11 protein-coding genes are annotated in these 14,754 nt (G+C 60.0%); 9 read left to right on the top strand and 2 right to left on the bottom strand.

Features of this window, described 5'->3' with window-relative positions:
• The first annotated feature begins 6 nt into the window (after positions 1-6).
• From xerD to GPM19_RS04040, 6 genes are all read left to right on the top strand, one after another.
• The gene (xerD, locus tag GPM19_RS04065; RefSeq protein WP_160417580.1) at positions 7-888 is read left to right on the top strand and encodes a site-specific tyrosine recombinase XerD; all 882 of its coding nucleotides are present in this window, start codon (positions 7-9) and stop codon (positions 886-888) included.
• Entirely contained in the window at positions 863-1,630 is a 768-nt protein-coding gene (locus GPM19_RS04060; protein ID WP_160417579.1) for a DsbC family protein, read from the top strand. Before xerD ends, GPM19_RS04060 begins: the two co-directional genes overlap by 26 nt.
• A gap of 95 nt (positions 1,631-1,725) precedes the next feature.
• Positions 1,726-3,042 (top strand): homoserine dehydrogenase, encoded by a 1,317-nt coding sequence (locus GPM19_RS04055; RefSeq protein ID WP_160417578.1) that lies wholly within the window; start codon positions 1,726-1,728, stop codon positions 3,040-3,042.
• Positions 3,043-3,044: 2 nt separating this feature from the next.
• Positions 3,045-4,433 (top strand): threonine synthase, encoded by a 1,389-nt coding sequence (gene thrC / locus GPM19_RS04050; protein WP_160417577.1) that lies wholly within the window; start codon positions 3,045-3,047, stop codon positions 4,431-4,433.
• Between the two features lie 7 nt (positions 4,434-4,440).
• On the top strand, positions 4,441-6,237 hold the full coding sequence (locus GPM19_RS04045) for a single-stranded-DNA-specific exonuclease RecJ (protein ID WP_160417576.1): 1,797 nt from the start codon (positions 4,441-4,443) through the stop codon (positions 6,235-6,237).
• A 50-nt stretch (positions 6,238-6,287) separates the two neighbouring features.
• Positions 6,288-6,923, top strand: a complete 636-nt coding sequence (locus GPM19_RS04040; RefSeq protein ID WP_160417575.1) for a YitT family protein — start codon at positions 6,288-6,290, stop codon at positions 6,921-6,923.
• Positions 6,924-7,056: 133 nt separating this feature from the next.
• On the opposite strand, the gene GPM19_RS04035 is transcribed toward GPM19_RS04040, so the two are convergent.
• Together GPM19_RS04035 and GPM19_RS04030 are read right to left on the bottom strand one after the other, a co-directional pair.
• Positions 7,057-9,642, bottom strand: coding sequence for a heavy metal translocating P-type ATPase (locus GPM19_RS04035; protein ID WP_227842119.1), 2,586 nt, complete (start codon positions 9,640-9,642; stop codon positions 7,057-7,059).
• Positions 9,639-10,052, bottom strand: a complete 414-nt coding sequence (locus tag GPM19_RS04030) for a MerR family transcriptional regulator (RefSeq protein ID WP_160417574.1) — start codon at positions 10,050-10,052, stop codon at positions 9,639-9,641. Before GPM19_RS04030 ends, GPM19_RS04035 begins: the two co-directional genes overlap by 4 nt.
• Before the next feature lie 280 nt (positions 10,053-10,332).
• Here GPM19_RS04030 and GPM19_RS04025 point away from each other — a divergent pair, with 280 nt between their 5' ends.
• The 3 genes from GPM19_RS04025 (at position 10,333) to lysS (ending at position 14,688) form a co-directional block, all read left to right on the top strand.
• Positions 10,333-11,676 carry an OmpP1/FadL family transporter gene (locus GPM19_RS04025; RefSeq protein WP_160417573.1) on the top strand — a complete coding sequence of 448 codons (1,344 nt, stop codon included), beginning with the start codon at positions 10,333-10,335 and terminating at the stop codon, positions 11,674-11,676.
• Positions 11,677-11,920: 244 nt separating this feature from the next.
• Positions 11,921-13,019, top strand: a protein-coding gene (prfB, locus tag GPM19_RS04020) for a peptide chain release factor 2 (protein ID WP_160417661.1) whose coding sequence is annotated in 2 segments (ribosomal slippage) — positions 11,921-11,995 and positions 11,997-13,019 — 1,098 coding nt in all. Because the reading frame shifts where the segments join, the coding sequence is not laid out codon by codon here.
• A 115-nt stretch (positions 13,020-13,134) separates the two neighbouring features.
• A complete protein-coding gene (gene lysS, locus GPM19_RS04015) occupies positions 13,135-14,688 on the top strand; it encodes a lysine--tRNA ligase (RefSeq protein WP_160417572.1) in 1,554 nt (517 codons plus the stop codon).
• Positions 14,689-14,754 lie beyond the last annotated feature (66 nt).

The raw sequence follows: 14,754 nt of genomic DNA, 5'->3' as shown, positions 1-14,754 counted from the left end.
GACGCCATGGACAGGATAGAAGCGTTTCTGGATGGGCTGTGGTTGGAGCGCGGGGCGAGTGATCATACCCTGAGCGCCTACCGCAGCGATCTGGTGGCCTGGCAAGCGTATCTCGCCACCCTTGAGCAGGATATCCTGCATCCCGATTCCGAGGCGCTGCCTGTCTGGTTTGAACAGCGTCGCGAGTCGGGGTATCAGCTACGCAGCAATGCGCGGCTGCTGTCGAGTTTGCGTAGCTTTTATCGCTGGGCGCTACTGCACGCCATGATCCAACATGACCCCTTGGCAGAGGTGCGTTTGCCACGCGTGCGCCCTGGGCTGCCCAATATCCTGGACGAAAACGAAGTGGAGCGTCTGCTTGCCGCCCCGAATATCGACACTGACCTGGGGTTGCGTGACCGGGCCATGCTGGAACTTCTATATGCCTGCGGCCTGCGCGTCTCGGAGTTGGTCGGCTTGACCACCGATGCGCTCAACTTGCGGCAAGGGGTTGTTCGGGTGCGAGGAAAGGGCGATAAAGACCGCCTGGTGCCTTTGGGCGAAGAAGCCGGATATTGGTTGGGTCGTTATCTGGACAGGGCGCGCCCCGCGCTGATGGCGGATGTCACACGTCCGGCGCTGTTCCCCGGGCGAGGTGACAAGTCGATGACCCGGCAGACCTTCTGGCACCGGATCAAGGTGCATGCCGCTTGCGCCGGAATCAGCCGGCCGTTGTCACCGCATACCTTGCGCCATGCATTCGCGACGCATCTGTTGAATCATGGGGCCAATCTACGCGTGGTGCAGTTGTTACTGGGTCACAGTGATCTGTCGACCACACAAATTTACACGCATGTCGCCCAGGCTCGCCTGGAAGCGTTACATGCCGAACATCACCCACGAGGTTGAGCTGATGATTCGTCGTTCCTCTGTATTTTTTCTGGCGCTGGCGACTGCCATTTTGCCTTTGTCGGCCAATGCCGATACGGTGCCCGACCAACTCACGGAAACCCTGAGCGTCAACGGCCAGCGCATGCCGGTCGAACGGGTCGAGCCCACGCCGCTCGAGGGTATTTTTTCCGTGCGCCTGGAAAGTGGCGAAACTTTCTATTCCAATGCCTCGGGCAGTCATTTTCTGGTGGGCGATCTTTACGACAATAGCGGTGAAGGGTTGGTCAACCTGACCGAACAATCGCGCAACCAGGAGCGCGCCACGGCGATTGAGGAAATACCCGAAAGCGAACGCGTGGTATTTCGTGGCACCCAGCCGACCCGGGCCACCGTGGTGGTATTTACCGACCCGACTTGCCCCTACTGCGCTCAGCTGCATGAACAGGTGCCCGAGCTCAACGAGCGCGGCATCGAAATTCATTACTTGGCGTTTCCACGCAGCGGAATGAACGGAGCCGCCGCCAGAACCATGCAGCAAATCTGGTGCGCGGATAATTCAGGCGATGCAATGACGCGTGCCAAGCAAGGCGAGGCACTGACTAACGCATCGAGCTGCGACAATCCGGTTGCAGCCCAGTATGATCTAGGCATGCAACTCGGGGTTCAGGGTACGCCGGCATTGATTTTACCTGACGGACGGCTAGTGCCGGGCTATGTGCCGCCCCAGCGGCTAGCCGACATGCTGGGTCTTGACGACTGATCGCCACGACCAACAATGAGCACGCGGCCTGTCGTAGCAGCCGTCGCATTATGCCAAATCACTCGTATGTTCACGTTATGCAAAGGGGAAAGACATTGAAACCGGTGAGAGTAGGTATCTGTGGATTGGGCACTGTCGGTGGCGGTACCTTCAACGTATTGACCCGGAATGCGGACGACATTGTTCGCCGCGCCGGACGGCCGATCGTCATTGAACAGGTCGCTCACCGCAGCATTCACCCTGACTGCGATATCACCGGTATCAAGGCCACCAGCAATGTGTTTGAAGTGGCCACCAACCCGGACATCGATGTCGTTGTCGAGCTGATCGGCGGCTATGATATCGCCCGTGAATTGGTGCTGACCGCGATCGCCCATGGCAAGCATGTGGTCACCGCCAACAAGGCGTTGATTGCGGTACACGGCAACGAGATTTTCAAGGCCGCTCATGAAAAGGGCGTGATCGTGGCGTTCGAAGCGGCCGTGGCCGGGGGTATCCCGGTGATCAAGTCGCTGCGTGAAGGCCTGGGCGCCAACCGTATCGAGTGGGTGGCGGGCATCATCAACGGTACCGGCAATTACATTCTTACCCACATGCGCGATGAAGGGCGCACCTTCGAAGACGTCCTGACCGAAGCGCAGGCGCTGGGCTATGCCGAAGCTGACCCTACCTTCGACGTGGAGGGCATCGACGCTGCGCACAAGCTCACCATCCTGGCGTCCATCGCTTACGGCGTGCCGCTGCAATTCGACAAGGCCTTCACCGAAGGCATTTCACGGATTACCGCTGAAGATATCCAGCAGGCCGACAACCTGGGCTATGTGATCAAGCATCTGGGGATTTCCAAGCGCACCGATCACGGCCTTGAGCTGCGCGTGCATCCCACGCTGATTCCCAAGGAACGTCTGCTGGCCAATGTGCATGGGGTCAAGAATGCCATCGCCATCATGGGGGATGCCGTAGGGCCGACCCTGTATTACGGCGCCGGTGCCGGTGCCGAGCCTACCGCTTCGGCAGTCGTGGCAGACCTGCTCGATGTGGCGCGGGACATCACCACCGACCACCATTATCGGGTGCCATACCTGGCCTTCAGCGGCATCGGCGAAGATGTCGGCAGCCTGCCGATCATGCCCATGGAAGATATCATCACGGCCTATTACCTGCGCTTGCTGGCCGTGGATCGTCCGGGTGTGCTGGCGCGAGTGGCGACCATCCTGTCTGAGCAGGGCATTTCGATCGAGGCTCTAATCCAGAAGGAAGCCACCGAAGGTGAGCTGGTGCCGATCATTCTGTTGACCCACCGCACCAAGGAAAAGCAGATGAACGAAGCCATTCGTCAGATCGAAGCGATGGCCGATATCGCCGGGTCGGTGATGCGGATTCGCGTGGAAAGCCTCGACGAGCAGGAGTGAACATGCGCTATATCAGTACACGCGGCCAGGCGCCGGCGCTGTCGTTTGAAGACGTGGTGCTGACTGGCATGGCCAGTGATGGCGGCCTGTACGTGCCGGAAACCATCCCGCAGCTTTCCCATGATGACTTGGCCGCCATGGCCGGGTTCTCCTACGCCGAGATCGCCTTTCAGGTGATGCAGCCGTTCGTGGGCGGCGAGATCGACGACGACACTTTCCGCGAGATCGTGCGCGAGGCTTACGCCACCTTCAATCATGACGCCGTGGTGCCGCTCAAGCAGCTGGATGCCAATCATTTCCTGCTCGAACAGTTTCATGGGCCGACCTTGGCGTTCAAGGACGTGGCCCTGCAATTGCTCGGACGGATTCTGGATCACTTCCTGAAAAAGCGCGGCGAGCGCGCGGTGATCATGGGCGCGACCTCCGGCGACACCGGCTCCGCGGCGATCGAAGGCTGTCGCCATTGCGATAACCTCGACATCTTCATTCTTCACCCGCACAACCGTGTCTCGGAAGTCCAGCGTCGCCAGATGACTTCCGTACTGGCCAACAATGTCTTCAATGTGGCCATCGAAGGAAACTTCGATGACGCCCAGGCGATGGTCAAGGCCAGCTTTGCCGATCAGGGTTTCCTGAACGGTACTCGGCTGGTGGCGGTGAACTCGATCAACTGGGCGCGCATCATGGCGCAGATCGTCTACTACGTCGCGTCCGCCGTAGCACTGGGTGCGCCGCATCGCCAGGTCAGCTTCAGCGTACCCTCGGCCAACTTCGGCAATGTCTTCGCCGGCTACATGGCTCACCAGATGGGCTTGCCGGTCAAGCAGTTCATCATTGCCACCAACACCAATGACATCTTGCATCGCACCTTGGCGGCCAACGATTTTTCCAAGAAGGAGCTGGCGGCGACGCTCGCGCCCTCGATGGATATCGTGGTGTCGTCCAATTTCGAACGCCTGCTGTTCGATGCCTACGGACGTGATGGCAAAGCCGTGGCGGACCTTCTCGAACGCTTCCAGAAAGAACCGACGGCCTTGGCCGATGCGCCCCTGGCCAAGCTGCGCGAGCTGTTTTCCAGTCATAGCGTGAATGACACGACGATTCTGGAAGTGATTCGCGAGGCCCATCATCGCACCGGTGAATTGCTTGATCCTCATACTGCCACCGGCTATCGCGCCGCCGAACGTGCGCGTGCCGATCAGTCCACGCCGGTGATCACCCTGGCTACGGCGCATCCGGCCAAATTTGCCGAAGCCGTGGTCAAGGCCGGTTTCCCCGGGGTGCCATTGCCACCGCACATGGAAGACCTGCTGGAACGCGAAGAACGTTACACGGTACTGCCCGCTGATCTGGCCGCGGTGCAGCGCTTCGTCGCGGAAAATCGGCGTTGAGCGTGATATGACGGCTTCCGGCAACCCGCACTACAGTGCGACGCGGCCCCGTCTGGAGCCGCGTCTGCGTGATGCGAATATTTACGCCCGTGCCCAGGCCGAGGGGCTTTCCGAGCTCCAGGCACGCATCCTGGCTGGTCGGCTGAATGGCTACGTGGGCGACTTGGCTCCCTTGGTGACCCCCAGTTTGCGCTACCTGGCGCATCCGGAAAAACTCGCCGATGGTCGCCGCGCCGCCGAGCGTATCGCCCAGGCGGTGGTGGACGGCGAGCACATCGGTATCCTCACCGATTACGACGTCGATGGGATTACGTCGCACGTGGTGATCCGGCGTACCCTGGTCGAGCTGTTCGGGGTGCCGGAAAGCAAGTTGCACAGCCTGATCGGTCACCGTATTCACGATGGTTACGGCATCAGCCTGCCGCTGGTCGAACGTACCCTGGCGCTCAGGCCGGTACCCAGCCTGGTGATTACCGCCGACTGTGGCAGCTCCGATGAGCCGCGTATCGCCCGGCTTAAAGCGGCGGGCATCGATGTGGTGGTCAGCGATCACCATGCGCTGCCGGTGGAAGGCCCGCCACCCTCCGCGCATGCGGTGGTCAACCCCACCCGGGACGATTGCGCCTATCCCGACCCCACCATCGCCGGCTGCATGGTGGCCTGGTTGGTCATGTCGCTGGCGCGGGGCGTGCTGATCGAATGGGGGGTGCTGTCGGCAACCACGCCCAAGCTTTCGCCCTGGCTTTCCTATGTGGCCCTGGGCACCGTGGCCGACTGTGTCTCTCTGGGTGAAAGCCCCGCCAACCGGGCCGTGGTCAATTTCGGCCTGCAATTGATCAATCGCATGGATGCCGCCTGCTGGCGGGCCATGGCGGCACGGCTGGGCGCCGACAGTGTGCCCTTCAACGCCGAAACGCTGGCGTTCCAGATGGGGCCGCGAATCAATGCCCGTTCGCGCCTGGATGACCCCTATGCGGCGCTGCATTTCATGCTCGCGGAAAGCGATGCCGTAGCGCAGCGCCAGCTTGAGGTCTTGGACCAGGACAACCAGTCGCGCAAGGCAATCGAGCTGGACATGGCGGAAGAGGCGCGCGCCCTGGCGGCGGTTCCCTTGGCAGCGGGCGACCCGGCGCTGGTGGTGTTTCTGGAAGACGGCCACCCCGGCGTTCAGGGAATCGTCGCCTCGCGTCTGGTGCAGGCTTACGGTCGCCCGGCCATGGTGCTGACCCCCGCCTCGGCACCCGGCATGCTCACCGGCTCCGGGCGCTCCATCGATGCGCTGCATTTGCGTGATGCCCTGCAACGCACCTTCGCCTTGGCGCCGGAAACGTTACCGCGTTTCGGCGGCCACCGAGGCGCGGCGGGAGTGGGGGTGCCGGTAGCGCAGCTGGAACGTTTCCGTGAGGCTTTCTTGCAGGCCGTTGGCGAGCAGCTGGGGGATACGCAACTTTATCCGCGCGTCTGGACCGATGGGCAGTTGACACCGGCCCAGCTGGATCTGGCAACGCTGATCGAACTCGATGCTCTCGGCCCTTACGGGAGGGAGTTCGACTCCCCCCTGTTCGAAGGCGAGTTTCTGGTCGAAGCGCTCAAGCCGGTAGGGGCCGATGGCACCCACCTGATGCTGGAGCTGTCCAGTGGGGCCGTGACGCATCGGGCGATCTGGTTTCGGGCGCTGACGCCGGGAGAGCTGCCCGCCTTCGGCGTGGGAGACAGTCTCCACTGTGCCTACAAGCTCAATCGCAACCGCTGGCGAGGCCGTGAGACGCTGCAGTTGATGGTCGAGCACGCAGAGCCGAGCTAGGTCTTCCCGCCTGGCCTCCGTTGTTAAAACAGCATAAAAGGATGTTTTTCATGCACGAGGATAACTTGCCTCGGGACCCGCATCGGCCCTACGAAGATATCATGGCGATGTTGCTGGGTACGCTGTTCGTCGGCCTGGGGGTGACGTTCTATACCCATGTGGTGCTGCTTACTGGAAGCACCGCAGGCATGGCGCTATTGCTGACCTATGCCAGCGAAGCGGCGGGGGTGTCGAGCCTTGGTTTCGGCGCCTGGTTCTTTCTGATCAACGTGCCGTTTTATTACCTGGCGATCAAGCGCATGGGGTGGAGTTTCACGCTACGCACGTTCGTCGCCATCGGGCTGGTCTCGTTGTTTTCCGAGCTGACCCAGCGTTGGGTGCAGTTTGAGCAAGTGCCGGTTCTGTATGCGGCGGTAATGGGCGGTGCCCTGATGGGTATCGGCATGCTGATGCTGTTTCGTCACCGTACCAGCCTCGGCGGCATCAATATTCTCTCGTTGTATCTGCAGCAGCGTTATGGCCTGCGTGCGGGCTATGTCCAGTTGGGCATCGATGGGGTGATTCTGCTGGTGGCCCTGGCGTTGCTGCCGCCGGACCGGGTGGCTTACTCGGTGCTGGGCGCCTTGATCCTGAACCTGATCATCGCGCTCAACCACAAGCCGGGGCGCTATATCGGAGAGAGTTGAGTCAAATAAAAAGCCGCCCGTCAGTTCAACTGGCGGGCGGCTTTTTTGTGAAGGGTGCCTCAGGCGTCACTCAGCCAGAACCACCAGACAATCGCCACGATTAGACCCAAGCCTGCAAGATTTATCAGCCAGCTCATGAGGTCGCCTCCTGTGCTTTAGTAGAGATAGGGGCTTTGGGGGCCGTCGATGCCGAGCTTGTCTTGAACAAGCGCAAGCGGTTGGCATTACTCACCACGGTGATCGAAGAGAGCGACATGGCCGCCCCCGCGATCATCGGTGAAAGCAGCATGCCGGTGAAGGGATAAAGCACCCCGGCGGCAATCGGGATGCACAGGACGTTATAACCAAAGGCGCCCACCAGATTCTGCTTGATATTGGTGAGGGTAGCCCGGCTGATCTCGATAGCATCGGCAACGCCGTGTAGCGACCCACGCATCAACGTGATGCCCGCGCTTTCGATCGCCACATCGGTGCCTTGGCCGATGGCAAAGCCGACATTCGCCCGGGCCAGTGCCGGCGCGTCGTTGATGCCGTCTCCCACCATGCCCACGATGGCACCTGAACGCTGCAGGTGCTCAATTTCGGCGTGCTTGTCTTCCGGTAACAGGCCGGCGCGAAACTCATCGATTCCCACTTCTCGGGCAATGGCGGCGGCGGTGTGACGGTTGTCGCCGGTCAACATCACCACGCTCAGACCGTCCGCTTGCAGGCGTTTGACGGCCTCGATGGTGTCGTGACGCAAGGGGTCGCTAATGCCGAAAACCGCTGCCAGGCGACCGTCCATGGCCAGATAGACCACCGTGCGAGCGTTCTCCTCCCACTCCCGCGAGACGTCGCCTGCATCAGTCAGGTCGATCCCCGCCTGCTCGAGCAAGCGTGCATTACCCAGCAGCAATTCAGTTCCCTGAGTCGTCTGCGCTTTTACCCCACCCCCGGTCACGCTGTCGAAATTAGCAATCTCAGAGGCGCTGGCGCCCTGGTCTTCGGCATGGACGAGCAGGGCATTGGCCAGGGGGTGCTCGGAGCTACGCTCCAGGGCGGCGACGTACCCTAATACTTGGCTGCTATCCTCGTGAAATATCCGTGTGTCGGTCACGGTGGGCTTGCCCTGAGTCAGGGTGCCGGTCTTGTCGACGACCAGGGTGGTGAGCTTGGTGGCGGTCTGCAGGGCATCGCCGCTGCGTACCAGCACGCCATGCTCGGCGGCCTTGCCCACGCCGATCATGGTGGAGATCGGTGTGGCCAGGCCCAGTGCACAAGGGCAGGCGATGATCAGCACCGTGGTGGCGGTGATCAGCATATGCAGCACCCGGGGTTCGGCACCAAAATTGAACCAGGCCAAAGCGGTTAGCACGGCGATGATCATCACCGAAGGCACGAAAACACTCGAGACCTTGTCGGCCAGATGGCCGATGGGTGGGCGCGAGTTCTGGGCGCTGGCGACCTGCTCGGTGATTTGACCCAGGCGCGTGTCGGCACCCACGCGCGTGGCGCGATACACCAGGGATCCCTTGCCGTTGACCGTACCGGCGTTGACCTCGTCGCCTGGTTGCTTGGTCACCGGTAATGGCTCACCGGTAAGCATGGATTCATCGATATGACTTTTGCCCTCGGTAACCTCCCCGTCCACCGGCAGGCGCTCGCCAGGGCGCACACGGATGTGGTCGTTCTCGCGTACCGCATCGATGTCGAGCTCACGCTCTTCACCGTCACGAATCACCCGGGCGGTGCGGCTTTGCAGATCCAGCAGGCGTTTGAGGGCGTCGCTGGTGCGCCCGCGAGCGCGTAACTCCAGTGCATTGCCCAGCAGTATCAGGCCAATGACCATCGCCGAGGCTTCAAAATAGATACCCAGCGCCATCTCCGGCAGCCAAGGAGCAAATATCACCACCATCATGGAGTAGAGCCAGGCGGTTCCGGTGCCCATGGCAATCAGGGTATCCATGTTGGCTTGATGATGTTGAAAATTCCTCCAGGCGTTAATGAAGAAGTGGCGCCCCGGCCCCATCAGGATCGCCAAAGTAAGCAGGCCGATAACCAACCAGAAAAGCCGCCCCATCCCCGTCGGGTGAGGGTGATAGATGAACATTCCAGCCATCAGCGGTACCGCTAGCGCCAGCGACCAGGCGCTGCCCTTGAGGCGTTGCCGGTAGGTTACGGCATCCTTTTGCGCACGCAGACGTTCGGCTTCACGCATGTCGACAATGGGTTCGGCGGAATAGCCCGCACTGTCCACGGCAGCGATAAGCGCCTGGGTGTCGGCATTGCCGCGCACTTGCGCGGTGTGGGTGCCGAAATTGACCTCGGCGGATGTTACCCCGGGTGTTTTTTCCAAGGCTTTTTGCACATTACTGACACAGCCGGCGCAGGTCATGCCGGAAACGGCCAGGCGAATAGTAGGCTCGCTCTCGGAAGGCGCTTTCGAGTCGGTTGGCGCTGACGCTGAGCTATCTGAAGTCTGTCTTGAAGCCGCTTCCAAAGCCGGCTCTGAAGAGTCCGTGACAGGTGGTGACTCAATCTCGCCTGGGGGGAAGCCTGCATCGACCAGTACCTGATCCAAGCTGGCTTCATCCAGGCTACTGGTCACATCCAGGCGTTTCTCCGCGGGTGTGCCGATAACCTCGGCAGTGGGGTCTTGCGCCTGGATCGCTTCACGCATGCGTTTGACACAGCCTTGGCAATTCATGCCGGGAACCGTGCGCTCAAGGGTATGGCTCATGGAGTGTCCTCGGGAAAGTTTTCGATCAAGCGGCAAAGGCTGTGGCCGTCCGGTGTGCCGTCGGGCATGTCGGCCCAGGTTTCAAGGGCCTGTTCCATGCGCGCCGCAAGTGCTTGGAGTTCGGTAATACGTGCATGTATTTGAGGCAAACGCTCGGCCATCAGGTCCCGCACCAGCGGGCAGGGGGAGTCACCTTGGTCGGCATGCAGAAGAATGTCGCGAATTTCGTGCACGCTGAAGCCCAGGGTGCGTGCGCGTTGGATAAAGTTCAGGCGCTGCAGGTCGGTGTCGCTGAACAGCTGGTAACCGTTGTCCGGATGACGCCGGGGAGAGAGCAGCCCTTCCCGGCTGTAGTGACGTACGGTTTCAGCGGTGACCCCGGAACGCTTGGCAAGTTCACTGACTTTCATCGGCGGCCTCGGTGGGTGGAGAGTGTACCTAGTGTAAAACCTATGGGTTACCCATAGGTCAAGCGACTTTTTGAGGTGAGGTGAGGGTGGAATAAAACAATAATTTAAAACGAACGTTAGACTAATGTCTGGGGGCTAAACAAAATAAAACGAACGTTTGCCCTTGAACCTTTTGGCCAGGTGCGAGAAAACATGCAGGTACACACAAGCACAGTAGGTAATTAGTGCGGCCAGCATTAAAAAAATAAGCATGTTGGTTCATTAGCAAAAGGGTTTCATCATGAAAAACAATTTCCACAAGCTTGCCTTGGTAGTCTCCGTTGCCACAGCCTTCGCCAGCCAGGCTCATGCCGGTGGCTATCAAATCAATGAGCAAAGTGTCAGTGGACAGGGTTACGGTCATGCTGGGCGCAGTTCCAACGTCAACGATGCCACTATCGTCTTCGGCAATCCGGCGGGGATGTCGTTTCTCGATCGTGCACAGCTCAGTGCGGGCGGTACTTACCTGAATGTGAACAGCAGCATTTCCAATGCCCAGGCATCCCAGAGTAGCCCGGCATTTCTTCAGGCCACGGGAGGGCAGACCGATACATTGCCAGTCACAGGTTCCAACAATGGCGACATGGTGCCGGGAACGTTGATTCCCTATGCGTTTTACGCTCATCCAGTCGATGACAACTTGGCTTTCGGTTTTGGCGTCTACGCTCCTTTTGGCTCCAAGACCGACTATGAAGGCGGTTTCCAAGGTCGCAATCAGGGCAACTATACCGAAGTGAAGGTCATTAGCGCTCAGCCCACCGTCTCCTACCGCTTCAACGACCAGTGGTCAGTGGGGGCGGGGGTGACTTATAACCGTGTCGAGGGTGAGCTGCATCGCCAAGTGCCGGTGGCGACTCCTCTTGGTCTCACCGAAGCGGATTCCCGCGTGGATGGTGAGGACGAGGCCTGGGGCTATAACCTGGGGATAATCTACCAGCCGGTTCCGGAAACGACGTTCGGGCTGACATATCGCTCTAAGGTCGACTACAACCTGGAAGGCGATTTTACAGCAACTTCGCCGGTGCTAGATCAATTGGGCATCGGCACTGTCACCGACGATGCCACTCTTGATTTGACCACGCCGGAAACTGTCAACTTCTCCTTGACCCAACAGATGAGCGATAACCTCAAACTCATGTTCGGTGCTTCCTGGGCACGCTGGAGTCGTTTCGAGCAGATTCGCGTGGATGGGCGCGAGCGAGATGCCATCACGCTGGAAAAGCAGGATTACAGCAATGCCTGGGCCTTGTCGACAGGGGGTGAGTATCAGCTGACGCCAGAGCTTGCCTTGCGTGCCGGTGTCGCACTGGACTTCACGCCGACCAACAATGATACCCGAAGTGTGCGCATCCCTTCGGATGATCGCCGCATCTTTTCCTTGGGTGCCGGTTGGTCGCCGACCCCTGATCTGACCATCGACGTGGCGTATTCCTACCTGACCGAACGTAGTACTCATATAGAGCAGTCTAAAACGGATAGTTTCAAGGTGGCGGGGCAGAGCACACCACCGATCACCTCGAATTATTCCGCCGACTACAAGAACGAAGCCCACGGTTTCGGCGCGCAGCTGACCTACCGCTTCTAACGCCTGACGTCTGAAACGTTTCGCTCGCAGACAACCCGGTATTCGCCGGGTTGTCTGTTTTGCAGTAGGGCAATGGATGCGAGTAATCGCCAATTTGGGTACAATGCCTGCCTTTTCCGCACGCCACGCTGCTTTCTTGGGGACAAGTCTTGGAGACAGGGCTTTCTTGAACCTGGCCTGAGCAAGCGCTGTGGCGGCGAATGCTTCCCCGCAACGTTATCAGTCACTCAATCAGGGCGAACCCATGCTGGAAACCAACCCGATTCATAACCTCATCAAGGACCTGTCTGAGCGGACAGACGTTCTTAGGGGGTATCTTTGACTATGCCGAAAAGCAGGATCGGCTAGAAGAAGTCACCCGTGAACTTGAAGACCCCGCTATCTGGAACGACCCGGCCTACGCGCAGAAGCTAGGCAAGGAACGCGCCTCCCTGGAAGCCATCGTGGCCACCATCGATGAATTGGACCAAGGACTGGCCGATGGCCGCGACCTGCTCGAGCTCGCCGAGATGGAAGACGACGAAGGCACTGTAGAAGAAGTGCGTAAAGAGCTTGATGGCCTGGCGGCTTCGCTCGAAAAGCTCGAATTTCGGCGCATGTTTTCCGGTGAGATGGACGCCAACAATGCCTATCTGGATATCCAGTCGGGTTCCGGAGGCACGGAGGCCCAGGATTGGGCCAACATCCTGCTGCGCATGTACCTGCGCTGGGCCGAAAGCCACGGCTTCAAGGCTGATATTACCGAGGTGTCCGCCGGTGATGTGGCGGGGATAAAGTCGGCCTCGATCCACATCCAGGGCGATTACGCCTTCGGCTGGCTGCGCACCGAAACCGGGGTGCATCGTCTGGTCCGCAAGAGTCCGTTCGACTCCGGCGGCCGCCGCCATACCTCGTTCGCCTCGGTGTTTCTGTCGCCAGAGATCGATGACAGCTTCGAGGTCGAGATCAATCCTTCGGACTTGCGCGTTGACACCTATCGTTCCAGCGGTGCCGGCGGTCAGCACGTCAATACCACCGATTCTGCGGTGCGGATTACCCACGAGCCGAGCGGCATCGTGGTGGCCTGTCAAGGCCAGCGCAGCCAGCATGCCAACCGTGACTTCGCCATGAAACAGCTCAAGGCCAAGTTGTGGGAGCATGAGATGCAAAAGCGCAATGCCGCCAAGCAGGAAGCCGAAGATGCCAAGGCCGATATCGGCTGGGGCAGCCAGATCCGCTCCTATGTGCTGGACGATCAGCGCATCAAGGATCTGCGTACCGGCGTGCAATCGAGCAACTGTGAAAAGGTGCTCGACGGCGACCTGGATCAGTTTATCGTTGCCAGCCTGAAACAGGGCTTGTGAGCTTCTTTTTTTCTAAACACTCTTAATTTTCCAAGTACTTTTAATTATATAAGCACTTTTGATTATTTAAGTTCTTCCCGAGCCCGGGTATGTAATTTTTCCGATAGGGTATGACATGGCCAATCAGGACGCTTCCTCCAATAGTCCGCAGCATGACGAGAACCATCTGATCGCCGAGCGCCGGGCCAAGCTGACCGCGCGTCGCGAGCGTGCCGCTGCCACCGGTACCAGTGCCTTTCCCAACGATTTTCGCCGCGATAGCCTGACCGTCGAGCTACATGAAGAGTTGGGCGACAAGGACAAGCCCGAGCTTGAAACCCTTGGCCGGAAGGCATCCGTCGCCGGACGTATCATGCGCCAGCGTGGGCCTTTCATCGTGATCCAGGATGTGGCCGGACAGATCCAGCTTTACGTGGACAAGAAAGGCCTACCGGCGGACATGCTGGAAGACATCAAGAGCTGGGACATCGGTGACATTGTTGCCGCGCGCGGGCCGGTGCATAAATCGGGCAAGGGCGATCTTTACGTCATGATGGTCGAGGCCCAGCTTCTGACCAAGAGCCTGCGTCCCTTGCCGGATAAGTTCCACGGCCTGACCGACATGGAGGCGCGCTACCGCCAGCGCTACGTCGATCTGATCATGAATCCCGACTCGCGAAAGGTGTTCGAGACCCGGGCCGGGGTGATCAGCGCCATGCGCCGCTTCTTCGAGGAGCTCGGCTTCATGGAGGTGGAAACTCCCATGCTGCAGCCGATTCCCGGCGGCGCCACCGCGCGCCCCTTCATTACCCACCACAATGCGCTGGACATCGACATGTACCTGCGCATCGCCCCGGAGCTCTACCTCAAGCGCCTGGTGGTGGGCGGCTTCGAACGGGTCTTCGAGATCAACCGCAACTTCCGCAACGAGGGGCTCTCCACCCGGCACAACCCCGAGTTCACCATGATCGAGTTCTACCAGGCCCATGCGAACCACAATGACCTGATGGACCTCACCGAGGAGATGCTGCGCAGCGTGGCCCTGCAGGTGCTGGGCACCACCACCGTGGTCAATACCGTGCGCAACAGCGAAGGGGAGGTGCTCGAGACCTTCGAATACGACTTCGGCAGCCCGCTGAAGCGCATCACCGTGTTCGACGCCATCCTCGAGTACAATTCCGACATCCACGCCGAGGCGCTGGCCGATGAGGCCGCCGCGCGCCAGATCGCCGAGCGGCTGGACATCGACGTCAAGGATGGCTGGGGGCTCGGCAAGATCCAGATCGAGATCTTCGAGAAGACCGTCGAGCACCGCCTGAAACAGCCGACCTTCATCACCGAATACCCCACCGAGGTGAGCCCGCTGGCGCGGCGCAAGGACAGCAACCCCTTGGTCACCGAGCGCTTCGAGTTCTTCGTCGGCGGGCGCGAGATCGCCAACGGCTTCTCGGAGCTCAACGACGCCGAGGACCAGGCCGAGCGCTTCCGCGAGCAGGTGGCCGAGAAGGAGGCCGGCGACATCGAGGCGATGTACTACGATGCCGACTACGTCCGCGCGCTGGAGTACGGCATGCCGCCCACCGCCGGCGAGGGCATCGGCATCGACCGGCTCGTCATGCTGTTCACCGACAGCGCCTCGATCCGCGATGTGCTGCTGTTTCCGGCGATGCGTCCCGAAGCGCCGGAATAAACTGGAAAGTCGCGGAATAATTGGTAAGGAGTGCTTCAAACGCCCATAATGGTCGGCGTTTCGACG

The organism is Vreelandella zhuhanensis, from assembly GCF_009793355.1.
In the GTDB taxonomy this organism is placed as follows: Bacteria; Pseudomonadota; Gammaproteobacteria; order Pseudomonadales; family Halomonadaceae; genus Vreelandella; species Vreelandella zhuhanensis.
This window is presented reverse-complemented; position numbering and strand designations above follow the sequence as displayed.